Origin of the sequence: Sphingorhabdus sp. M41, from assembly GCF_001586275.1 — a bacterium.
GTDB lineage: Bacteria > Pseudomonadota > Alphaproteobacteria > Sphingomonadales > Sphingomonadaceae > Parasphingorhabdus.
Genome location: NZ_CP014545.1, coordinates 1,563,114 through 1,586,406 on the forward strand (window position 1 = coordinate 1,563,114; position 23,293 = coordinate 1,586,406).

22 protein-coding genes are annotated in these 23,293 nt (G+C 56.6%); 14 read left to right on the forward strand and 8 right to left on the reverse strand.

Translation table 11 applies throughout. The features are described 5' to 3' along the window. Positions 1-2: 2 nt before the first annotated feature. Entirely contained in the window at positions 3-455 is a 453-nt protein-coding gene (locus AZE99_RS07515) for a MarR family winged helix-turn-helix transcriptional regulator (RefSeq protein WP_067199424.1), read from the reverse strand. 81 nt (positions 456-536) lie between these two features. Between AZE99_RS07515 and AZE99_RS07520 the strand changes: the two genes are divergently transcribed. The 4 genes from AZE99_RS07520 (at position 537) to AZE99_RS07535 (ending at position 4,543) form a co-directional block, all read left to right on the forward strand. Then, complete coding sequence (locus AZE99_RS07520) at positions 537-1,184, forward strand: 2-hydroxychromene-2-carboxylate isomerase (protein WP_067199426.1); 648 nt, start codon at positions 537-539, stop codon at positions 1,182-1,184. A gap of 174 nt (positions 1,185-1,358) precedes the next feature. Further along, on the forward strand, positions 1,359-2,111 hold the full coding sequence (locus AZE99_RS07525; RefSeq protein WP_067199428.1) for an alpha/beta fold hydrolase: 753 nt from the start codon (positions 1,359-1,361) through the stop codon (positions 2,109-2,111). 8 nt (positions 2,112-2,119) lie between these two features. Further along, positions 2,120-2,647, forward strand: a complete 528-nt coding sequence (locus AZE99_RS07530) for a hypothetical protein (protein WP_067199431.1) — start codon at positions 2,120-2,122, stop codon at positions 2,645-2,647. A gap of 57 nt (positions 2,648-2,704) precedes the next feature. Beyond that, positions 2,705-4,543 (forward strand): M2 family metallopeptidase, encoded by a 1,839-nt coding sequence (locus AZE99_RS07535; protein ID WP_067199434.1) that lies wholly within the window; start codon positions 2,705-2,707, stop codon positions 4,541-4,543. 59 nt (positions 4,544-4,602) lie between these two features. Here the strand turns inward: AZE99_RS07535 and AZE99_RS07540 are convergent, their stop codons facing one another. After that, on the reverse strand, positions 4,603-5,079 hold the full coding sequence (locus AZE99_RS07540) for a peroxiredoxin (protein ID WP_067199437.1): 477 nt from the start codon (positions 5,077-5,079) through the stop codon (positions 4,603-4,605). 156 nt (positions 5,080-5,235) lie between these two features. On the opposite strand from AZE99_RS07540, the gene AZE99_RS07545 reads away from it, so the two are divergent. Then, positions 5,236-5,796: a YqgE/AlgH family protein gene (locus AZE99_RS07545; RefSeq protein ID WP_067203411.1), complete on the forward strand. Its 561-nt coding sequence runs from the start codon at positions 5,236-5,238 to the stop codon at positions 5,794-5,796. A 103-nt stretch (positions 5,797-5,899) separates the two neighbouring features. Beyond that, the gene (gene ahcY / locus AZE99_RS07550; protein ID WP_067199440.1) at positions 5,900-7,354 is read left to right on the forward strand and encodes an adenosylhomocysteinase; all 1,455 of its coding nucleotides are present in this window, start codon (positions 5,900-5,902) and stop codon (positions 7,352-7,354) included. Positions 7,355-7,430: 76 nt separating this feature from the next. Here ahcY and AZE99_RS07555 read toward each other — a convergent pair whose 3' ends face one another. Both AZE99_RS07555 and AZE99_RS07560 read right to left on the reverse strand, forming a co-directional pair. Beyond that, positions 7,431-9,173, reverse strand: coding sequence for a lytic transglycosylase domain-containing protein (locus AZE99_RS07555; protein ID WP_067199442.1), 1,743 nt, complete (start codon positions 9,171-9,173; stop codon positions 7,431-7,433). Beyond that, positions 9,170-9,946 (reverse strand): uracil-DNA glycosylase family protein, encoded by a 777-nt coding sequence (locus AZE99_RS07560; protein ID WP_082788281.1) that lies wholly within the window; start codon positions 9,944-9,946, stop codon positions 9,170-9,172. Before AZE99_RS07560 ends, AZE99_RS07555 begins: the two co-directional genes overlap by 4 nt. A 128-nt stretch (positions 9,947-10,074) precedes the next feature. Here AZE99_RS07560 and AZE99_RS07565 point away from each other — a divergent pair, with 128 nt between their 5' ends. The 8 genes from AZE99_RS07565 to AZE99_RS07600 all read left to right on the forward strand — a co-directional run bounded on the left by AZE99_RS07565 (position 10,075) and on the right by AZE99_RS07600 (position 19,780). After that, on the forward strand, positions 10,075-11,730 hold the full coding sequence (locus AZE99_RS07565) for an electron transfer flavoprotein-ubiquinone oxidoreductase (RefSeq protein WP_067199446.1): 1,656 nt from the start codon (positions 10,075-10,077) through the stop codon (positions 11,728-11,730). A 79-nt stretch (positions 11,731-11,809) separates the two neighbouring features. Further along, the gene (locus tag AZE99_RS07570) at positions 11,810-13,387 is read left to right on the forward strand and encodes a tetratricopeptide repeat protein (protein ID WP_067199448.1); all 1,578 of its coding nucleotides are present in this window, start codon (positions 11,810-11,812) and stop codon (positions 13,385-13,387) included. Continuing rightward, a complete protein-coding gene (locus tag AZE99_RS07575) occupies positions 13,387-14,241 on the forward strand; it encodes a 4-(cytidine 5'-diphospho)-2-C-methyl-D-erythritol kinase (protein ID WP_067199450.1) in 855 nt (284 codons plus the stop codon). The genes AZE99_RS07570 and AZE99_RS07575 overlap by 1 nt, the downstream gene beginning before the upstream one ends. Further along, positions 14,238-14,966, forward strand: a complete 729-nt coding sequence (locus tag AZE99_RS07580; protein ID WP_067199452.1) for an N-formylglutamate amidohydrolase — start codon at positions 14,238-14,240, stop codon at positions 14,964-14,966. The genes AZE99_RS07575 and AZE99_RS07580 overlap by 4 nt, the downstream gene beginning before the upstream one ends. Before the next feature lie 51 nt (positions 14,967-15,017). Continuing rightward, positions 15,018-16,739: a dihydroxy-acid dehydratase gene (ilvD, locus tag AZE99_RS07585; protein ID WP_067199455.1), complete on the forward strand. Its 1,722-nt coding sequence runs from the start codon at positions 15,018-15,020 to the stop codon at positions 16,737-16,739. Beyond that, entirely contained in the window at positions 16,720-17,163 is a 444-nt protein-coding gene (locus tag AZE99_RS07590) for a hypothetical protein (protein WP_156472152.1), read from the forward strand. The genes ilvD and AZE99_RS07590 overlap by 20 nt, the downstream gene beginning before the upstream one ends. A gap of 8 nt (positions 17,164-17,171) precedes the next feature. Next, complete coding sequence (locus AZE99_RS07595; RefSeq protein ID WP_067199460.1) at positions 17,172-18,575, forward strand: bifunctional ADP-dependent NAD(P)H-hydrate dehydratase/NAD(P)H-hydrate epimerase; 1,404 nt, start codon at positions 17,172-17,174, stop codon at positions 18,573-18,575. Continuing rightward, positions 18,572-19,780 (forward strand): class I SAM-dependent RNA methyltransferase, encoded by a 1,209-nt coding sequence (locus AZE99_RS07600; RefSeq protein ID WP_067203413.1) that lies wholly within the window; start codon positions 18,572-18,574, stop codon positions 19,778-19,780. The genes AZE99_RS07595 and AZE99_RS07600 overlap by 4 nt, the downstream gene beginning before the upstream one ends. A gap of 11 nt (positions 19,781-19,791) precedes the next feature. Here AZE99_RS07600 and AZE99_RS07605 read toward each other — a convergent pair whose 3' ends face one another. The 4 genes from AZE99_RS07605 to AZE99_RS07620 all read right to left on the reverse strand — a co-directional run bounded on the left by AZE99_RS07605 (position 19,792) and on the right by AZE99_RS07620 (position 23,292). Then, positions 19,792-20,223: an MAPEG family protein gene (locus tag AZE99_RS07605; protein ID WP_067199462.1), complete on the reverse strand. Its 432-nt coding sequence runs from the start codon at positions 20,221-20,223 to the stop codon at positions 19,792-19,794. A 46-nt stretch (positions 20,224-20,269) separates the two neighbouring features. Further along, positions 20,270-20,701: an MAPEG family protein gene (locus tag AZE99_RS07610; RefSeq protein WP_067199464.1), complete on the reverse strand. Its 432-nt coding sequence runs from the start codon at positions 20,699-20,701 to the stop codon at positions 20,270-20,272. Positions 20,702-20,776: 75 nt separating this feature from the next. Beyond that, on the reverse strand, positions 20,777-21,976 hold the full coding sequence (locus AZE99_RS07615) for a type III PLP-dependent enzyme (RefSeq protein WP_067199466.1): 1,200 nt from the start codon (positions 21,974-21,976) through the stop codon (positions 20,777-20,779). Between the two features lie 146 nt (positions 21,977-22,122). Beyond that, positions 22,123-23,292, reverse strand: a complete 1,170-nt coding sequence (locus AZE99_RS07620) for a carboxynorspermidine decarboxylase (RefSeq protein WP_067199469.1) — start codon at positions 23,290-23,292, stop codon at positions 22,123-22,125. Position 23,293 lies beyond the last annotated feature (1 nt).

A 23,293-nucleotide genomic window follows, 5' to 3' on the forward strand; every position in this document is an offset into this window, starting at 1 on the left:
CATCAGGCCACTTTTTCGGGTTGTTTTGCATCAGATGCCTTGCGCGACAAATTCTGGCGTATCCGTTCGACAAGCTTTCCCAGTTGCTCGCGCTCCTCCGCACTCAGGCCATCTTGCGCCTCGTCGGCGAGCGTAGCGGACGCGGCCCGCAGTTCATCGATCAATGGCCATGATTTTGCTTCGAGATAGAGGCACCACGCGCGTCGGTCGTCCGGGTCGCGGCGGCGGCTCAGCATGCCGGCATCAGCAAGCCGGTCGATCATGCGGGAGAGGGTTATCGGCTCGACTTCCAGAAATTCCGCCAGCTTGATCTGATTGGTACCCTCGTTGCGCGCCAGATAGGCAAGCAGTCGCCATTGCAGTGCGGTCACGCCACTGTGCCGCATGCGATCGTTCAATTCCCGGCGGAACAGCCGGGCCGTGTCATGTATCAGAAATCCGATAGCTTCGCTCATAAGTGGAGATATAATAGCAATGCTTACTAATAACAATCACTATGTACTTGCGCAGATTGCATTCGGAGTTACGATACAGACATGACATTGAACGCAGACGTATATTGGTCATTTCGCTCACCCTATAGCTATCTCGCGACGCGGCGATACGTGGCGCTGACGCAGCAATATGATCTGCAGATCAATCAGCGTTTCGTCTATCCGCTGGCGATCCGCGAGCCGGACTTTTTCGAAAAGAACCACCCCAACTGGCTGGGCTATGTGTTCAAGGATATCTTCCGGGTGGCGCAGCATATGGGTATCCCTCTGGCACCGCCCAATCCCGACCCGATCGTCCAGGATATCGCGACGCGCAAGATTGCCGATGAACAGCCCTATATTTTTGAACTGACCCGGATGGGGCAGGCGGCCTCCCGGCGGGGCAAGGGACTGGAATTTGCTGATGAAGTCTCGCAGTTGATCTGGGGTGGCACCGCAGGCTGGCATGAAGGCGACTATCTGGAAAAAGCAGCCAAACGGGCTGGCCTCGATCTTGCGGAACTAAAGGCCGAGGCCGGGGCGCAGGCCGAAAGTCTGGATGCGGAAATTGCCGATAATCAGAAGGCTCTGGAAGCCGCCGGCCACTGGGGCGTTCCGACACTAGTATATGAAGGCGAGCCTTTTTTCGGACAGGACCGGATCGATCTGGCGCTATGGCGGATGAAGCAAAAGGGCCTTGCCGAGCGCTAGACTTTTGTGGCTTTCCTCTATGGACCTGAAGCTTTAGAACGGACCGCATGGTCAGCACTATATCTTGATCGAGAGCCATCATTTCGAATTCGCAGGACCGGATACCGATGGACTTCGCTGAAATCTCTTCCTTGGTCCTGGCTTTGATAAATTTTGGAATATGAGAACCGTTTGATGAACGTAAAAAACTGGGATTTTTCTTCCTTCGATGGAGTAAAGCTCAAAATCCATGAAATGGGGGAGGGGCGTCCGGTGATCCTGCTTCATGGTCTGTTCTCCAACGCCCAAACCAACTGGATAAAATTCGGTCATGCTCAGGCCTTGGCCGACGCCGGGTTCCGGGTGATCATGCCCGACCTGCGCGCCCATGGTGAGAGCGAGGCACCGCATGATCCCGCCGCATATCCCGCCGACGTGCTGCTCAGGGACATCGAGGCGCTGATCGCGCATCTGGAATTGACCGACTTTGACCTGGGCGGATTTTCGCTGGGTGCGAGAACAGCAGCCAAATTAATGGCGACCGGCACGCAGCCGGGCAAGGCGATATTGGCGGGCATGGGTCTGGCAGGTCTTGCCGGATGGGCCCGCAGACGGGACTTCTTTTTTGCGGCAATCGACACAAGAGACAGCGCCAGACGCGGTGATCCGCACTGGATGGCTATCCAGTTCATGAAGAGCCAGAAAATTGACCCGGTGGCAGCAAGGCTATTGCTCGGAACTTTTTCGGATATGGATCCGGCCGAGGCTGCGAGCATAGAAACAGAGACGCTGGTCCTGTGCGGCAGCGAGGATCGCGACAATGGCGATCCGGAAGAACTGGCGGCAATTTTGCTCAACGGCCATCATGTCGCTATCCCGGGAACCCATATGAGCAGTGTGACCAAAGCGGAAATGAGCCAGGAAATGGTGCGCTTTCTTGTCGGATAGGAGGAACAATGCCGAAACTGTATAGCTGGCGCAATTTCTGGATATTCTGGGGCGGTGGTCTGGCGCTGTTTTTCTATCTGGTGGCGTCGGGCGGCGTGCTGGAGACTGCGGTCGCGCCGGGAGGGATTTTGGACCATCAGAGCGCGGCGACGGCGGCGCGCGTGAATGCGATCCAGCAAAGCTGGGCCGCCGCAGGGGTGCTGGATATGGCCCGCTGGGGCATGATCGCCGATCTCGTCTTCATTTTTCTTTACATGTCGGGCGGCATCATTGGCGGGCGGCTGATCTGGCAGCGCGCGAAATCACCCACCTTGAAGAAGGTCGGCCTGTTATGCGTGCTCAGCTATTTCCTCTTCGGCCTGACCGATTATGTCGAAACAATCTGTCAGCTGGTTCAGCTGGTCAACGAACAGGGCAGTGACATTCTTGCGGGAACAGCGGCATTGGCGAAACCGGTAAAAACCATCAGCTGGATCGTCGGCACGGTCGCGATGATCGCAGCGCTTATCTGGCGATTGAGCGAAACACGGACTTGACCGACAGTCGATAAAGTTTCAATTCCAACCAAAATATCAACAGTTGAGGATCAATCTATGAAAACCGCCGCTTCGATCGTCGCAATCGCCACCATGGCTCTGGCAACCCCTGCATTGGCCAAGCATCATGAGAATGACGCAATGGAGGCAACCGCTGCACCGACGGCAGCCGATGCCAGAAAATTTGTCGAGGAAACCGAAAAGCAGCTGTTCGACTTTTCCATCGACGCCGGGCGGATCTACTGGATCAATTCCAACTTCATCACCGACGATACCGACGCCTTGGCCGCCAAAATAGGCGCAGAGGGAACGACGATGTCGGTGCAGGCCGCGATTGATGCGGCGATGTTCAACAATGTCGAAGGCCTTGATGCTGTCACCCGGCGAAAATTGGACAAATTGCGCGGCGGGATCGTGCTCCCTGCGCCAACCACAGAAGGCGCGTCGACCGAGCTGAACGAGATCGCGACCAAGCTGAACTCTGCCTACGGCAAGGGCAAGGGCACGCTGAACGGCAAGGAAATCAACGGTTCCGACATTGAGGCGGCGATGGGCACCAATCGCAATCCAGAAGAACTTTCCGAAATGTGGGAAAGCTGGCACAGCAATGTCGGCGCGCCGATGAAGGATGACTATGCCCGCATGGTCGAGATCGCCAATGAAGGCGCCAAGGAACTCGGTTTCGCCGATGTCGGCGCAATGTGGCGTTCGGGCTATGATATGCCGGCCGACGATTTCGCCAAGCTGACCGACAAGCTATGGGCGCAGGTCAAGCCACTCTATGACCAGCTCCATTGCTACACTCGTGACAAGCTGAATGAAAAATATGGTGATGCCGTTCAGCCAGAAACCGGACCGATCCGCGCCGACCTTCTCGGCAATATGTGGGCGCAGGAATGGGGCAATATCTACGATATCGTTGCTCCGGAAGGAGCCGGGGACATTGGCTTCGACACGACCGAATTGCTGGCCGCGAAAGATTATGATGCGATGAAGATGGTCAAGGCAGGCGAGGGCTTCTTCTCCTCGCTTGGCTTTGAACCCTTACCCGAAACTTTCTGGCAGCGTTCGCTGTTTACCAAACCGGCTGACCGCGAAGTGGTCTGCCATGCGAGCGCCTGGGATATCGACAACAAGGACGATATCCGGATCAAAATGTGCATCAAGGTCAATGGCGATGATTTCACCACCATTCATCACGAGCTTGGGCATAATTATTACCAGCGCGCCTATAACAAGCAGAGCTATCTCCATCTTGACGGTGCCAATGACGGGTTCCACGAAGCGATCGGCGATGCAGTCGCCTTGTCGATCACGCCGGAATATCTGGTTCAGGTCGGCTTGCTCGACGCCAAGAAGGTGCCGAGCGCCGACAAGGATATCGGCCTGTTGTTGCGTCAGGCGATGGACAAGGTCGCATTTCTGCCATTCGGCCTGCTGGTCGACAAATGGCGCTGGGGCGTATTTCAGGGCAGCATCAAGCCAGATGACTATACAACTGCTTGGCATGACCTGAAGCTGCAATATCAGGGCATCACACCACCGGTCGAGCGTCCTGCCGATGCCTTCGATCCCGGCGGAAAATATCATATTCCGGGCAATACCCCTTATTCACGCTATTTCCTCGCCCGAATCCTGCAGTTCCAGTTCTACAAAGCCGCCTGCGATGCCGCGGGCTGGAAAGGACCGCTGCACCGCTGTTCTTTCTACGGCAACAAGCAGGTCGGCGCGAAGCTGAATGCGATGCTGGAAATGGGCGCTTCCAAGCCCTGGCCCGATGCGCTCGAAGCCTTCACCGGAACGCGCGAAATGGACGGCAAGGCGATGATCAGCTATTTTGCGCCGCTGATGGACTGGCTGAAGACAGAGAATAAGGGCAAGTCCTGCGGTTGGTAGACATTAAAAAGCCGGCGGGAACCTGGGTTTCCGCCGGCCGTTATTTCGATCGCTTTGGCTTAAAGCTGATCGAGCATATATTCCGCAGCACTGACCTTGAAATCACCCGGTGCTTCGACGTTCAGTTCTTCGACGACACCGTCATTGACGATCATCGAGAAACGCTGGCCGCGCTGGCCCAGGCCAAAGCCGGAACCGTCCATGGTCAGGCCAACAGCCTGCGCAAATTCGCCATTGCCGTCAGCCAGCATGGTGACATCTTCCGAACCCGCAGCATCATTCCATGCGCCCATGACGAAGGCGTCATTGACAGCGGTGCAGGCAATCTCGTCAACGCCTTTGGCTTTGAGATCGGCCGCTTTCTCGACATAGCCGGGGAGATGCTTGGCCGAGCAAGTCGGTGTGAACGCGCCGGGAACGGAAAATAGCGCCACTTTCCTGCCGGCGAAATATTCGCTGGAGCTGATTTGCTGTGGGCCGTCTGCGGTCGCCTTGACCAGTTTCACTTCTGGAATCTTATCGCCTTTGTTGATCATATCATGCTCCTTATATAGTTTCGGGCTGTGAAGGCTTGCCTCTACAGTTGATAGTGGTGACAGGCGGATGAAATTGCAAGCTGGCAAAACAGCCAAGCATGAGACGGGCAAAATTTGCCATGGGCAGTTCATATTTGCATCGCTATGCTGACTTTCATGCATGACCCCGTCTATTTCTCCGGACAATTTCTTCTGGCCACACCCGGCATGGCCGATCCCCGATTTGCGCGATCCGTCGTGGCAATCTGCTCGCATGACGAAAACGGGGCGCTGGGTATCAATATCGGTGAGACGTTAGAAGGAATCCGCTTTCACGATATTCTCAAGCAGTTCGACATCGACACAACCAACGCACCGGACTGTGATGTCTTTCTCGGCGGCCCGATGGAAACGCAGCGCGGTTTCATCCTGCACAGCCTCGATATCAATATGTCGGATACGCTCCAGGTGGGTGACAGCTGGGGGCTCAGCAGTTCCCTCGATATGCTCAATTCCATTGCCCAGGGCCGCGGTCCGCAACGATGGACCATTGCACTCGGCTATTCCGGATGGGGCGAAGGACAGCTTGAAAGCGAATTGACGCAGAATGGCTGGACCATCGCCAAGGGAGAATCCGAGTGGCTGTATGAGAAGGAGTCCGGGGACAAGTGGCTGATGGCCTGGCAGGCTCTCGGCATAGATCCGACGAAGCTGTCCAGCGGCTTTGGAAGCGCCTGACCTTCTGAATGTTACGGCCTCCGCCGTGATAGGCTTACAAAATACCAAATATAAAGACATCTTTATATTTGCTTCTGACGCCGCAAGCCGTTATTGAAAACTCATGTTGCCGCACCGGATTGCCCGTGCGGCATTTCGTTTTCCAAGGAGACAAGACGTGGCAGCCGCAACCCAAGATTATGTGATCAAGGATATTTCCCTCGCCGATTTCGGTCGCAAAGAGATTGAAATAGCCGAAACCGAAATGCCGGGCCTGATGGCTCTGCGTGAAGAATTTGGCGCCGATAAGCCTTTGAAGGGTGCCCGGATCACCGGTTCCCTCCACATGACCATTCAGACCGCCGTGTTGATTGAAACCTTGCTCGATCTGGGCGCAGATGTTCGCTGGGCTTCGTGCAATATTTTCTCGACCCAGGATCACGCCGCAGCAGCGATCGCAGCCGGCGGTACCCCGGTTTTCGCAATCAAAGGCGAAACTCTCGAAGAATATTGGTCCTATGTTGAGCGTATCTTCGACTGGGGCGCCGACGAGACCTGCAACCTGATTCTCGACGATGGCGGCGATGCCACGATGTTCGCGCTTTGGGGCGCACGGGTTGAAGCTGGCGAAGAATTGTTCAAGCCGGAAAACGAGGAAGAAGAAGTCTTCGTTGCAACCCTGACCCGCTTCCTGGCGGAACGTCCCGGCTATCTGACCAAGACAGTTGCAGCGATCAAGGGCGTTTCGGAAGAAACCACCACCGGTGTTCACCGTCTTTATGAGCTGGCCAAAATCGGCAAGCTGCCTTTCCCGGCGATCAACGTCAACGACAGCGTTACCAAGTCCAAATTCGACAATCTCTATGGTTGCAAAGAGTCGCTGGTCGACGCGATCCGTCGCGCAACCGACGTCATGCTCGCCGGCAAGGTCGCAGCCGTCGCAGGCTTCGGCGATGTCGGCAAGGGCTCGGCCCAATCGCTCCGCAACGGCGGCGCGCGCGTGCTGGTAACCGAAATCGATCCGATCTGCGCGCTGCAGGCGGCGATGGAAGGCTTTGAAGTCGTGACCATGGACGAAGCCACGAAGCGGGCTGACATTTTCGTCACCACGACCGGTAACAAGGACGTCATCACCGTCGATCACATGCGCGCCATGAAGGATCGTGCGATTGTCTGTAACATCGGTCACTTCGACAGCGAAATCCAGATCAGCGCTCTGAAGAACATGCAATGGACCGAAATCAAGCCGCAGGTTGATGAAGTGAAATTCCCGGATGGCAAGAAGCTGATCATTCTGGCCCAGGGCCGTCTGGTGAACCTCGGCTGCGCAACCGGTCACCCCAGCTTCGTCATGTCTGCAAGCTTCACCAACCAGGTGCTGGCGCAGATCGAATTGTGGTTGCGTCCGGAACAATATGAAAATGATGTCTATGTTTTGCCGAAGCATCTCGACGAAAAAGTCGCCGAACTGCATCTCGCGAAACTGGGCGTGAAACTGGACAAGCTGAGCCAGGACCAGGCCGATTATATCGGCGTTCCGGTCGAAGGCCCGTTCAAGCCGGATCATTATCGCTACTAGGCGACAAATATTCTAAAACAAAAAAGCCGGGCAGTGCGCAATGCATTGCCCGGCTTTTTAATGTTTGGCGCTGATATCAGCGGGAAGTGAACTGGGTCTTGCGGCCATCCGGATTGCCCGGAAATTGTGGCCAGTGATTTTGCGACAATGCTCGGGCGCTGACCGACTGGATCCCGGCCTGCTTCTCGTACATCCAGTAGTTGCGCAGGATGATCGAGACATAGCCGCGGGTCTCGACATAGGGAATGCTTTCCATGAACAGCAGCGGGTCGTCATTGTCCCGTATTTCCGTGTTCCAGCGCTGCACCGCGCCGGGGCCAGCATTATAGGCCGCAGCAATTTTCGGCAGTTTGCCGCCGGTAATCGACGATTTTCCGAGATATTCAAGATAGGACTGGCCATATTCCAGATTGGTCGATGGCCGGTAGAGATCGGATTCGGCGAAATTCAGGCCGTTGGCTCTGGCGATATCGCCAGCAGTTCCGGGCCGCACCTGCATCAATCCGATGGCATTTGCCGGGCTAACGACCTGGCTGCGAAATGCGGATTCCTGCAATGTATGCGCATAGATAAGAGCGGGGTCGACGCGCCAGCCACCGTCCGGTTTCCATTTTGGCGCAGGGAATCGGGCCTGGACATCGGGCGCCATGCCGCGCGGGGCATTATGGGCCAGCCACAGCTGGGTTCGCGGCAGATCAAGCTCGCGGGCCAATTTGATCAGGGCAGGGTGATCGCTGCCGTCTCCGATGGTCGCCTGATGCCGAAGCACTTCATCGGCCAATTGCTCTTCACCGATTTCCACCAGCGCGATCGCAGCGCGGACATTTTCATGGCGCTCGAGTGCCCGCCAGTCCGATTTCTCGAATGTTTCAGATTGCTTCGATTTGTCCGCGGCCATGCCCAGGGTCTGCGCGGCTAGCATGCCGTAAAAACTGTCGTCGAGGCGCGCTGCCGCCTGCAATTTGCCCTGTACTTTTTCAGGCTGACCACATTTCAGATCAGACCGCGCGCTCCAGTAGAAGCCGGCAGCCTGGAGATCGACGTTGGCGGCCGACCGTCCGACTTTCTCAAAAGCGCTACTGGCCGTGCGGCAATCGTTCAGCCGCCAAGCCGACAGTCCTGCGACCCAGTTGGCATGACCGACCCATTCGCCGGAGCCATTTTGAGCCTGGCGGGCCAGGCGCAGGGCCGACGCGTCGTCATTCTCGATATAATAAGACCAGGCTACCCGCTGCTCGAGTTCGGTCCGCCCTTCCGAAGACATGTTCATCATGCTGGCGCTGAGCAATTCCTCTGCGCCTCTCGGATTGTCATTCTTGATATAATCAATGATCTGCCCGCGCACGCTGTTCGCTGTGCTGTCCGAATCCACATCCTTCGGTTTTGACCGAATTGGGGAGCCGGGCACCCACGACAAATTGCGCCGCTGTGGCAGATTCGGCAGCAATTGAGCGCCACGCTTCTGGGCCAGGCGACCCAATTGAGCGGCTTGCGGTATTTGTGGTGCTTCATTGACCAGGGTCAGCAGCGGTCCGAGTTCAGCCCGCGGACTATTGGCCGCAAGAAAATATTCCGCTTGCGCGATCGATTTCAGCGGCCCCGTCGGAGCCGTGTCCATCAGGTTTTTCGCAACATCCCAGTGATTGGCGCTCATTGCCGAGAATAGCGCCCGATAATGGTCGGATTGCTGCTGCTTCAGCTGCGACGGGACATATTTCGCGATCGAAGCGCTATTGTAGAGTATCGCTCCATCATCCGCGAGGGCAGGTGTCGCGACGAGAGCAAATAGCGAAGCAGTCAGTGCAAATTTCAGTTTCACGAGGCAGAAATCCTTGTCAGCATTTGCAGATCTTTCCAAGCTTCGGCCTTGAATAATGGCCGCTCGATCAGGATCCGCGGGTGAAATGTTACGATCGCCTCTGTTTTTGATGAATTATGGTTAATAAATTGCTTATTTTTGCGGGCCGTCAGCAGGTCTTCCCCGAATATGATCTTCGCAGCGAGATCGCCGAAGAAGATTACCCGCTTCGGACGGACCAGATCTATGTGGTGCAGGAGCCGGGCTTTCAACGCCGGCCAGTGCTGGTCGTCAATTCTGCCATCCACGGGAACGGACAGGGCGATGTTTGCCAGATAGGATTGGTGCGAATCGCATCCGATTGCCGACAACATCCTGTCGAGCAACTTCTGGTTGCCCGGATTGAACAGCTGGACTTCGCCATTGCGATTTTTTTCGGGCAGCGCGGAAATAACCATGACCTCTGGTTCCAAAATGCCTCTTGGCAACACTCGATGCTTGGACCAGCTTGCTTCGATCAAGCTGTTGCTATCAGCCAGCCAGTCGAGAAAATCCGGATAATTGGCCGGCAGGGGTTCCTCCCGTGCCGGCGTTTTCAATGCCTCCTGCACCCGTTCCGTAACGGCCACCTTAGGTGTGACATCTTTCCGCGGAGCAGGCGCTTCGACCGCCAGTAGCGCTGCTGGTTGATCAGCATAATCCAGTTCGACACCGGCAAGAGACCACCAGTCTTGCAGGCTGTGGATCATCGACTCCGGGGTCGAATTTGTCGTTGGTGAGGAGATTAAATTCATTCATGCATAGAGTCATGAGTTGACGAATAGGTCAATTGGCGGGAAAGCAGGTTTCTGCCCAGCGGGTTGCGGTTTACGACAGACCGAATGTACAAGAGAATAAAAGCAAGAATTGTAGGAAAAACGACATGAGCGAACGAGAGTCAATGCCTTATGACCTGGTGATAGTCGGGGGTGGTCCCGCAGGTCTCAGCGCAGCTATAAAATTCAAGCAACTCGCTGATGAAGCGGGCAAGGACCTCTCGGTCTGTATCCTGGAAAAAGGCTCCGAAATCGGTGCCCATATTCTGTCCGGTGCAGTCATTGATCCCAAGGGTCTGGATGAACTTTTCCCGGCGTGGCGGGACGAGGATTGTCCTTTGGCAAATACGCCAGTGACCGAGAATCATCACTGGATCTTGACCAAGAAGAAGAAGTTTTCGATTCCTCATTTCATTACACCTTCGTTCATGCACAACAAGGGAACCTATACCGGTTCGCTTGGCAATCTGTGCCGCTGGCTTGGTGAGCGGGCAGAGTATATGGGCATCGAGATATTCCCGGGCTTTGCCGCTGCGGAAATCCTGTACAATGAAGATGGATCGGTAAAAGGCGTCGCGACCGGTGACATGGGCGTTGCCCGCGATGGCAGCCACAAGCCGGACTATCAGCCCGGCCTCGAGCTGCACGCCAAATATACCTTTTTCGCCGAAGGCGCACGAGGCCACCTCACCAAGATCCTGAAGAACCAGTTTGCACTTGATGCTGAGAGCCAGCCGCAAATCTATGGCCTCGGGGTCAAGGAATTGTGGGATATTGATCCGGCCAAGCACAAGCCGGGCCGCGTTATTCACTCTCAGGGCTGGCCGCTGAGCGAAGGCGCGAATGGTGGTGGTTTCATATACCATCAGGCCGATAATCAGGTCGCACTCGGATTTGTGACCTGGTTGAACTATGAAAATCCCTATCTCTCGCCATTTGAAGAAATGCAGCGGTGGAAGCAACATCCGGAAGTTCGCAAGATCCTCGAAGGTGGCAAGCGCGTTTCCTATGGCGCGCGGGCGATCAATGACGGTGGTTTCCAGGCTGTTCCGAAATTATATTTCCCTGGTGGCGCCCTGATCGGCTGTTCTGCCGGCTTCGTGAATGTGCCGCGGATCAAGGGCACGCATACTGCGATGAAAACCGGCATGATGGCGGCTGAGGCTGCCTATGAAGCGATCGTCGCGGAGCGTGCAAATGACGAGCTCACTGCTTACGGAACCGCTTATGAGAACAGCTGGGTCCGCGAAGAATTGCGCGTTGTCCGCAACGTCCTGCCAGCAGTTGAGAAATATGGGGATTTCCTGGGTACCATATTGTCCGGAATTACGATGTGGGCAGAGCATCTCAAGATCAAAATGCCGTTCACGATGAAACTGCATCCAGACTGGTCGCGCCTGAGACGGGCCGAACATTGCGTGAAGATCGAATATCCGAAACCGGATGGCGTCATCAGCTTTGATCGCCTGTCATCGGTTTTCCTGTCGAACACCAACCATGAAGAAGACCAGCCGGTACATTTGCAGTTGAAAGACCCCAATATTCCGGTCGATGTCAATCTGCCGGTCTTCGCCGGTCCCTCGGCCCGCTATTGTCCAGCGGGTGTTTACGAATTTGTCGAAGACGAGGCTGGCAATCCGAAATTCCAGATCAACGCGCAAAATTGCGTGCATTGCAAAACCTGTGATATCAAGGACCCGTCCCAGAATATCAATTGGGTCGTGCCGGAAGGTGGCGGAGGTCCAAATTATCCGAATATGTAACCTCGGTTTAAGCGCGCTGCTTGTCGCAGGGCTGGCCGTATCTCCGGCTCTGGCCAGCCGCGGCGACAGTGCCTCAGCCTTGAATCGCTTCGTAGCGGCACGGCTCGCCGAATCGTCCAATGAATTGCAGGTCGCTGCCGCGATCTACGCCGAAGGCCTGAAAGAGCAGCCGGACAATGAACTGCTGGCCGGGAGAGCCTATATCAGTGCCATTGAAGTCGGTGATTTCGGTCTGGCGTTGAAAGCCGCCCAGGCCATGCAGTTGCGCGGCAAGGCGAACCCGGAAATGCCGCTATTGTCCTACGCGGACGCCTTTGCCTTGCGCGACTGGAGCGGAGCCGGTCTGGCGATTATAGAGCTTGAAGCGCTCAGGAATTTTTCTTTTCTGACACCGATTCTCGAAGCTTGGATGGAAAGCGCAAAAGGGGCTGATTCGACGGCTACGCTCTCGCGGATAATGGCAAATGAAACCGCCAAATATTATCTGGAAGAACAGCTCATATTGAGCAAGCTGGCGAGCCGTGAAGAAAGCGAGGCGATCGCTCTGCTTGCCGGACTGGTCGAACGCAACGAAGCCCGCATGGCGCCGCTGCGTGTTATCGCGGCGCAGCATTTCTGGGCGAAGAACGATGCGAAAACGGCAAAGGAAATTTTGAAATTCCAGTCGTCCGGACCCGAGCAAATTTTGCTGCGACTCATTGAGAGCGGCCAGAGGAAGGGCGTTGCGCAAAAAGTGACTCCAACCATCGGGCTGGCGTTTCTTTTTCAAAGACTCTCCAGCGATCTGAGAGAGCAGCAGGCCGACTTCCTGTCTCAGGTGATGGCGCAGGCCGGCGCAAGGGTCGCGGGCAAATCGGACTACGCAAGCCTGACGACTGGCCGAGCATATGCTGCCTCGGAAAACCACGACCTTGCAGCCGCTGAATTTGCGCGAATTCCGGTCGGGAGCCCCTATTTTCTGGTTGCACTGAGCTCGCACATTTCCAGTCTCGTTTCCAATGAACAATATGATCAGGCCATCGCGCGGCTCGATATCGCCCTTGAACATAATCCGGATGCACCGGAATTGCACATTTTGAAGGGCCAGTCCCTCCAGGCCCAGGGCGAAAACGGATCTGCCGTCAGTTCTTTTGAAGCTGCGATCGTGCTGGCTGAAAAGCTCGATCGCCCTGATGCGTTGCTGGCCAATTACTGGCTTGCCTTGGGCGGTGCCCAGGAGCAGGCCGGGCTCTGGCCGGCAGGTCTGAAGTCTTTGCAAAAGGCCAATGAATTGCAGCCAAACTCACCATCCATTCTCAATTATCTGGGTTATGCCCAGCTTGAGCGGCGCGAGAATCAGGCAGAAGCCGTCGCAGCAATCAAGCAAGCGCATGAGCTGCGCTCAGACTCACCTGCGATCACCGATTCGCTCGGATGGGCCTATTTCATTACCGGCGAGCATGACCGTGCCATAATCTATCTGGAAAGCGCACTCGACGCCCAGCCACAGGATCCCACGATTAACGAACATCTTGGCGACGCTTATTGGGCCGTAGGCCGTCTCTATGAAGCGCGTTACGCATGGAAATCGGCAAAATTATTTGCGGAGGGAGATGATGTGCAACGCCTTTCCAGCAAGATCGACCTGGGTCTCCGGCCCGATCTCATATCGCCCTGATGTCTGATCCAGATTTCGGCGAGACCGACAGTGAAACGGCTTTTGCAAAAATAAATCTGGCCCTTCATGTCCGCAAGCGACTTGCAAATGGCTATCATGAGCTTGAAACGATATTCGCCTTTCTCGATGCCGGCGATCTGATTTCGGTGCAGCCCGGTGACGGCGTTGCGCTGGAAATCAGCGGTCCTTTTGCACATGGGCTGAGCACGAGCGACAATCTGATCATGCAGGCGGCCAAACGGCTCGCAGAATTGTCAGACGTAAAACAGGGCGCACGCCTCCATCTCGACAAGCGGCTCCCGGTCGCATCGGGGATCGGCGGCGGCTCGGCTGATGCCGCGGCAACACTGCGTCTGCTCAACCGTTTCTGGGGGCTGGATCATTCGCTCGCCGAGCTAGCGGATATCGCAAAGCCGCTGGGGGCGGATGTCCCCGCCTGTGTGGCCAGCAACACCTGCCGCGGCACCGGTATCGGTCAGGACCTCGCCGCGATTCCAGATGATGATTTGCTGGGCCGCGCTGCACTTCTGATCAATCCGCTAATTCCGGTATCGACAGCGGACATATTCGCCGCCTGGGATGGTGTCGATCGCGGTCCGCTGGAGAATAGCCCGGTCATCACAGCCGCCCGGAACGGAAGAAACGACCTTCAGAAACCCGCCGTTGCCCTGGTCCCGATATTGACAGATCTGCTGCAACTGCTGGAAAATTGCCAGCCGATCATTGCCCGTATGTCCGGGTCCGGCGCGACATGTTTCGCGCTGTTTGAAACGATGGCAGAAGCCGAAAAAGCTGAACGCAACTGTCGGCAGGCAATGGAAAATGTGTGGACGATGACTGGGAAAATTAGATGACCGAAGCTTTTGAAATATCTGGCGTGCCCTCGGAAGGCGGCGTGCTGATCGTCGTCGATCATGCGTCCAGCCATGTCCCTGATGACATTGATCTTGGTATCTCTCCGCAATATCAGCAGGATCATATCGCTTATGATCCCGGCATCGCGCCGATTGCGCGCCTGATGACGGAGCATGGCGGCTATCTTGCCATTCTCAGCACCGCTTCCCGGCTGATCGTCGATCTCAATCGCTATCCCGATGAAGCAGCAGTTATTGTGGAATGCAGCGATGGCGTGGAAATTCCGGGCAACCATCTGTCGGCCGAAGGCAGACAAGCCAGGCTCGATCGCTTCTTCACCCCCTATCACAACCGGGTAGCGGCGTTGATCGCCGATTTGAAACCAGTGCTCGTGGCGTCGCTGCACAGCTTCTCGCCGACGCTACGTTCCAAGCCGGAGATGCAACGTCCGTGGGACATGGGTATCATGTATAACCAACATCAGACCGCCCCGCGACTGGCGCTGCAGTTTCTCGGCGAGGAGGATGGATTGATCATTGGCGATCAGCTGCCTTATTCGGGCAAGGATCTGAACGCGACGATGAACCGCCAGTGCGAAGCCATTGGCCAGCCCTATATCGGCGTCGAGGTCCGTCAGGATCTGATCCGCGAAGAGGCAGGACAACGTCGTTTCGCTGATATTTTATTGCGTAGTTGCGATAAAATAAGAACGGCTCTTGCTTAACCGGTAGAGTTTTGGAAGGACGATCCGGAAATTGCCATATTGGAAGCCAGAATGACCCAGAGATTCGACAAGTCCCACCTGCCCAGCCGTCACGTCAGCGTCGGACCGGAGCGCGCACCGCAGCGCAGCTATTATTATGCGATGGGGATGACCGAAGAGGATATTGCAAAACCTTTCGTCGGTATCGCCTCTGCCGGCAATGACAGCGCGCCGTGCAACACTTTGCTCGATGGCCAGGCCGATATCGCGCGCGAAGGCGTGATCGAGGCGGGCGGTACGCCGCGCCGGTTCAACACGATCACCGTCACCGACGGTATTGCCATGGGCCATCAGGGCATGAAAGCCTCGCTGGTGTCCCGCGAAGTCATCGCCGACAGCGTCGAACTCAGCGTCCGTGGCCACTGCTATGACGCGGTCATCGGCTATGCCGGCTGCGACAAGAGTCTGCCCGGCATGATGATGGCAATGCTCCGTCTCAATGTCCCGTCGATCTTTGTCTATGGCGGCTCGATTCTTCCCGGACGCTTCCACGGCCATGATGTCACCGTCGTCGACGTGTTCGAGGCCGTCGGCCAGCACAGCGCCGGCAATTGCCCGCTCCAGGAACTGATCGAACTGGAAAAAGTCGCCTGTCCGGGCCACGGCGCCTGCGGCGGCCAGTTTACCGCCAACACCATGGCCTGCGTCGCCGAAGCGATCGGCCTGTCGCTGCCGAACAGCAACATGGCTCCGGCACCTTATGAAACTCGCGATGACATGGCGCGGGCAGCGGGCCGTCAGATCATGAACCTGATCGAGCTCAATCTGCGGCCGCGCGATATCTGCACGCGGGATGCCTTCATCAACGCCGCCCGGGTGGTCGCCGCCACCGGTGGTTCGACCAACGCCGCCTTGCACTTGCCAGCCATGGCCAGCGAAGCAGGGATCGAATTCGACCTGTTCGACGTCGCCGAAATCTTCAAGACCACACCCTATCTGGCCGATCTGAAACCGGGCGGCAAATATGTCGCCAAGGATATGCACGACGCCGGCGGTGTCTACATGCTGATGAAGACGATGATGGACAACGGCCTGATCAACGGCGACTGCATCACCGTTACCGGCAAGACGCTGGGCGAGAATATCGAGGAAATCGTCTGGAACCCGGACCAGAAGGTCATATACGATGTCCAGCACGCGATTACCGCAACCGGCGGCGTTGTCGGCCTGCGCGGTTCGCTGGCGCCAGAAGGCGCGATCGTCAAAGTGGCGGGCATGGCCCGCCTGCAGTTCCGCGGCCCCGCTCAGGTTTTCGAATGCGAGGAAGACGCGTTCGAAGCCGTCGAAAAACGTGAAATCAAGGAAGGTGCTGTTGTCGTCATCCGTAACGAAGGACCAAAAGGCGGCCCCGGCATGCGCGAGATGCTGGCCACCACCGCTGCGCTCTACGGTCAGGGCATGGGCGAGAAAGTCGCACTGATCACCGATGGCCGTTTCTCTGGTGCAACCCGCGGATTCTGCATCGGTCATGTCGGGCCGGAAGCGGCTGATGGCGGTCCCATCGGTCTGATCGAGGAAGGCGACATGATCAATATCGATGCCGAGAAGGGCATCATCGATCTTGAGGTCGACGAGGCGATATTGGCCGAACGGCGGAAAAAATTTACACGACGCGAAACCGATTATGGTTCAGGAGCATTGTGGCGCTATGCGCAAAATGTGGGCCCGGCCTATCAGGGGGCGGTGACCCATCCGGGAGCCAAGGCTGAAAAACATGTCTATGCGGATATCTAGAGTTGTTGCCTGTACCTTGTTGCTGACCGCCTGCGAAAACAGGCCGGACAATGCTGTGCTCGCGGAAGCGGAACAGCGGGCAGCAGCACAGGCAGGTGGCGATGGAAAGATAGAATGCGCAATCAACGGTGACAGCAATTTCACCCGTGACTGTTTCACCGAACGGTTGAGCGGCGAAGGCAGGGTGACGATGATCATTCGCCATCCTGACGGAGGCTTTCGCCGGTTCAATATATTGACCGACGGTCACGGCCTGGAAGCTGCCGACGGCTTCGACAAGGCGCAGGTCTCGATCGTCGAGGATGGCAAGATCCTGGTCAGCGTAGGTCCCGACAAATATCTGCTGCCGGCACAGATCAAGGCCGGTGCCAATGCAAGCGCCGCATCCGCTGTTCAAAAAGATCCGGCACCAGCCGGAAACTAGAGGCGCGCATGATAAATCATGGGAATATACTGACCGCCGCTGAAATGAAGCTGGCGGAACAGTCGCTAATCGACAGCGGCGTGTCGGTGGAGCAACTGATGCACCGGGCCGGGCAGGGTGCCGCTCAGATGATCTGGCGGATAGCGGCCGATATGCCGACTCTGGTGCTCTGCGGCCCCGGCAATAATGGCGGTGACGGCTATGTCATCGCCCAGTGGCTGCTCGAAAAAGGTGTCGATGTCAGCGTTGTCGCGCCGCTTGACCCGACAACCGGGGCGGCGCAAAATGCAAAATCACTGTGGCGGGGCAAAACGGTCGCACTGGCCGATGCTCAGCCCGCTGCGCAATTTGTCGATTGCCTTTTTGGCACCGGACTGGCGCGCCCGGTCGGCGACCAATGGTTCGGCCATTTTACACGCCTGTTTATGGGAGCAAAGCGACGGGTCGCGATCGATCTGCCAAGCGGCGTCGAATCCGATCATGGCAAGCTGCTCAACGATATTCCGCAATTTGATACAACCATTGCGCTTGGCGCCTTCAAGCCGTCCCATTTTCTAGAACCGGCGCGATCGAAAATGGGCAATCTGGTCGGGATCGATATCGGGGTCACGGCGGACAGCGATCTCGCAATTCTGTCCAAGCCGCGGATTGCCGCTCCTACTTCACGAGATCACAAATATAGCCGCGGCCTAGTTGCGGTGGTCGCGGGTGCGATGCCCGGAGCCGCGCAACTCACGGCTATGGCGGCCCAGAAATCGGGGGCGGGCTATGTCAAAATCTTTGCATCCCCCGGATTCCCGTCTCCGCACCCCAGTATCGTGGTCGAGAATGTGCAGGACATGGCCGACCTGCAACAGAGGCTTTCCGACAACCGCATCTCCGCCATCATTGTCGGCCCTGGCCTGGGCCGGGACGACCGGGCGAAAGATCTTTTGACGACCGCATTGTCAGCGGATGCGCCACTGGTGATCGATGCCGATGCGCTCACCGTCGCGGGCTTACAATTTGCCGATCTTGTGAAAGTTCGATCTGCCGAGACCGTTGCCACGCCCCATGCCGGAGAATTTGCCGGTCTCACGCCGGATGCTCTGCAATATAAGCTCGATGATAGCCGCCAACTGGCGAGAGAGGCGGAATGCAATATTTTGCTGAAGGGCTCCGACACCGTGATCTTCAGTCCCGACGGTAAGGCATCGATATCGGCGCAAACCTGTCCATGGCTTTCTACAGCCGGCACCGGTGATATATTGGCCGGGATTATTGCAAGTCGCTTGGCAACGGGCATCAGTGCTTATAAGGCGGCGTGCGAAGGCCAATGGCTGCACAGCCGGGCCGGACAATTGGCCGGCCCTGCTTTCACGCCGGAAATGCTTATCGACCAACTCCCCACCACCTTGCAGGAATGTTTATGACCGCGACTGCCGATCCTGACCTGATCATTCGCGTTGCCGCGAAGGGCGATGGTGTGACCGCTGACGGGCGCCATATCGCCTTTTCCGCTCCGCTGGACCGGTTGAATGACGAAGGCGGCCTGATCAAGGGACCGCATCATGTCGAGCCTCCGTGCCAGCATTTTCAGTCCTGTGGCGGCTGCAGCCTGCAACATCTGGATGACGAGAGCTACACCCGGTTCCTCACCGAGCGCGTGGCCTACGCGCTGGAAGGACAGGGGCTGGAAGCAGAATTGCTGCATCCTCCCCAGGTCTCCAAACCGAAAACCCGGATCCGCGCCAGCCTGCGCGCGGCCAAGCTCGGCGACCAGTTCAAGCTCGGATTCAGCGGCGCCGGCAGTCACCGCATCGTCGATCTCCAGCAATGCGAGATCATGGCACCCCAACTGTTCGCTCTTCTCGCACCCTTGCGGGCATTTCTCAAAAAAGCATCGCGCCGCAAGCATGACATGAATATCGAAATGACGCTGGTCGATCAGGGCATTGATCTGCTGATCAGCAATTATGAGCCGGAGGGGCTGGAGCAGCGCGAAGCCCTGTCGGCCTTTGCCAAGGCCAACGGACTGGCGCGCCTGTCTGTAGACGGCGGCTATGGCCCGGAGACCCAGTGGGAACCGGAACCGCTGACGGTCACTTTCAGTGGAACCGCAGTCTCGTTCCCGCATAGCGCCTTTTTACAGCCCACCCGCGATGGCCAGCAAGTGCTGGTTGCGGCGATGCTGGAAGCCGTTGGTGACGCGCGGCTTGTCGCCGATCTGTTCGCCGGATTGGGAACTTTTACTTTGGCCTTGGGTGAAGACCAGAAAGTCTATGCCGCGGAAGGCGCTCGCGACACCATCGGCGCGCTTAAAATGGCGGCCAATCATTCCACCCGACAGATTTTCTGCGAGCATCGGGACCTTTTTCGGCGGCCGTTGAGCGTCGAGGAACTCAATCGCTTTGATGCCGTCATCCTCGACCCGCCAAGGGCGGGCGCGCGCGAACAGATTTTGCAGCTGGCACAATCGGATGTCGATAAGATCTGCTATATCAGCTGCAATCCGGCCAGTTTCGCGCGGGACGCCAAGCAGCTTTGCGACGCTGGATACAAGCTCCGGCAAGTCTGGCCGGTAGGGCAGTTCCTATGGTCGACCCATGTCGAGATCGTATCCAGCTTCAGCCGCTAGTCGGTTTCGGACTAATGGAATACGGCAATCGCCGCATGAATGGCCAAGGCTATGATGCACAGGCTCGACAGAGCGAATAGCGCAAATCGATAGAGCACCCGGTTGACTGTAACCTGGATCAGGCTGTGCAGGACGCGCAGACCAACATAGGCCCAGGCGATGGTCAGATTCAGTCCATAATCCTGTCCGGAAAGGATCAAAACGACACAGATTGCGTAAAAAAGCGTCGGTTCTGCAAGCAAATGGTTATAATTGTGCGCCTTCCACTGGACTTGCGGCGGAAGCAGTTCATCCAGATCACCGCCCTTGCTGCCGACCAGATTGGCGGAGTCGATCTTGGCCTTGTTCATTGCCGGGATCCGCGTGACATACATCCACAGCCAGATCAGCATGGTCCATAAAATGAGCGCAACCATCGGTTGCAGCAATGGGCTGTTATCCATCGTTATTAGTCCCCCTATATTGGCATGATTTTGGTAAAATGTGACCTTAAAAAAGCGTGACCCACAGGGCGTTGATCGCCATGATCAGCAGGCAGATGGTTGATGCTATGAAAAGCAGAAAGCGGACGTTGACCAGATTGACGGTCGCCTGCCAGATGCTGTGAATGATCCGGATGATCGCATAGGCCCAGGCAAGATAGAGGTTCAGTCCGTGCCCTGCACCGGCAAGCGCAAGGATCACCACCGTGGCGTAAAATAGCGTCGGCTGTTCCATCAAATGGGTGTAATTGTGGGATTTCCAGTTCACCTTGTCGGGGATCACCCCTTCCAGGTCGCTGCCACGCCCGCCGGGAGGCGCCTTGGAAAGGTCCGCTCCTGATTTTGCCATGGCCGGGAATCTGGTGGCGGCCATCCAGAACAACATGATCAGTGACCACAGGACAAGCACCGATGCGGGTGCCAAAATAGTAATATCCATGATTTTGTTCTCCCCAAAACTCGGGGGAAACTGCGTCAACTGTAAACGATTGTCAATTGCAACCTAGATTACGGCTCAGGCGCTCGGGAAAGACACCACATTGTCCCGGTCGGACCGGTCGAGATTGTCACCGACATAAAGGCTGGCCATCGGTTCGTCGGCAACATCATATTCGTCGCTGCTGCCATAGCCGTTGAACTTGGTCCGCATCGCCGAACCATAAGCTCCGATCATGCCGATCTCGATATAGTCACCGGCCTTGATGCTGTCGGGCAGGGCAAAGGGACCAGCCATGAAATCCATGTCGTCACAGGTCGGGCCGTAGAAGCTGAACCCGGTGGTGGGGCCCTCTTCCGAATCCGTACCAACCTGGCGCACCGGAAAGCGCCATCCGATATGCGCGGCGTCAAACAAGGTGCCATAGGCGCCGTCGTTGATGAACAGTTCGTTGCCACGCCGGCGTTCGACCTTGACCACCAGCGAGCTATATTCAGCCGACAGGGCGCGGCCCGGTTCGCACCATAGTTCGGCGGAATAGCTGATTGGCAAATCCTCGAACGTGCGGTCGATGGCAGAGAAATAATGGTTGAGCGAAACTGGTTCCAGATCCGGATAGATGGAAGGAAAACCGCCGCCGACATTGACGATGTCAACGGTCACCGACGCGCCGACAATCGCCGTACGAACCCGTTCCAGAGCGTGGACATAGGCAAGCGGGGTCATCGCCTGGCTGCCGACGTGGAAGCAGATGCCGAGGCAATCTGCCCGTTGCCGTGCACGCTGCAGCAATTCGGCCGATTCATCGACATCGACACCAAATTTCGAAGCGAGGCTGATTTCCGCAAATTCCGAAGCAACCCGGATCCGAACGCAAAGCGTCAGATCTTCGGCAAGCTCGGTTCCCAGCTCGATTTTTTCCAGTTCTTCAAGACTGTCGAGCGAGAAAATCCGCACACCATGGTCGCGATAGGCTTCTCGTACCGATGCCAGCTGCTTGACCGGATTCATGTAGCAGAGGGTCGCGTCCGGCAATGCCGCGCGAACGATGCGGACTTCGTCGATCGAAGCCACGTCAAAATGGGTTACGCCTTCTTCCCACAGCAGCTGCAGCAATGCAGGCGAAGGATTCGCTTTGACAGCGTAAAGTGATTTGCCGGGGAATTGCTCGACGAAATAACGCGCAGCGCGTCGGGCTGCATGTGGCCGGTTAAGCAAGACTGGAATATCGGGGCTGAGAGCCCTCGTTAGCTCCTCAGCATCATGGTAATAGTGCAACTCAAGGGACCCCCTATCGGCTAAGATCGATTGAGCTGCCTTGCGGATTCGCAAGCGGCCATGGGGCAGCGAAGCGCGGATATATGGCCGCTTTCCTGTTCTGTAAAGACCTGCAGTCACAGAAATTGTCGCAATCGGTCAATTTTCTAGCTCAACCGGTCTCTAAATGCCGTCCAATCGAAGTTTTTGACGCATTTTAGCGCGTCGCTTTCGCTGTTCCAGAGCCAGATTGAAGGCAGGGGAACACCGTTGAATGTGTTGGTCTTTACCATTGAATAATGCGCCTGATCAAGGAATGCGATGCGCTGACCGATATGCGGTTTGTCGGGCAGGATATAATCCCCGATAATATCCCCGGCGAGGCAGCTAGGACCGCCGAGACGAATGGCGGTGCCTTCGCTGCGCTCTCCCAGCATGGCCGGGCGATAGGGCGCCTCGATAACGTCGGGCATATGGCAGGTCGCGGAGATATCGGTAATCCCGACCGCCATGCCATTGTCGAAGACATCCAGTATCTCGCCGACCAAAATCCCCGCATCCAGCGCCACGGCTTCACCCGGCTCGAGATAGATTTCGCATCCCGATCTGGCTTTCAGCTGCTTCAGAAAAGCGACCAGCGCCTCGCGATCATAATCCTCACGCGTGATATGATGCCCGCCACCAAGATTGATCCATTTGAGCGAGCCGAAATGCGGCGCGATAACCGGTTCGACCTCTGCCCAAGTCTCCGCCAGCGCGTCAAAGCCCTGTTCGCACAAATTGTGGAAGTGGATTCCGGACAGATGCTCAAAATGTTCCGGCCGCAGCTGACTGAGCGGAAAACCGAGGCGGCTGTGGGGCTGGCTGGGATCATATTTTTCCGTTTCACCGAGCGCGATTTGCGGATTTATTCTTAAGCCAATTTCCGAACTATCGAGAGCAAATTTATGATTAGAATCATTTTTCCATCGCTCAATCTGCGCCGGATTGTTGAACGTGATATGCCCGGAAATCTCACTAATTTCGGCCAGATCGCCAGCTTTATAGGCCGGAGAATAGGTGCTGATCGGACCACGAAAATGCTCCCTGGCAAGCCGCGCCTCCCACAGCCCCGACGCACAATAGCCATCGAGATATTCGTCGATCAGCGGGGCAAGGGACCACATGGAAAAGGCCTTGAGCGCCAGCAGGACCTTCGCCCCGCTACGCTCCTTGATATCGGCCAGAATCTGCAGATTCCGGCGCACTGCCACTTCATCCACGACGAAGGCAGGCGAGGGCACCCGGCCCAGGTCAAATTGCGCAAAAGCGCCGGGATCGCCTGCCTTGGTCTCCATC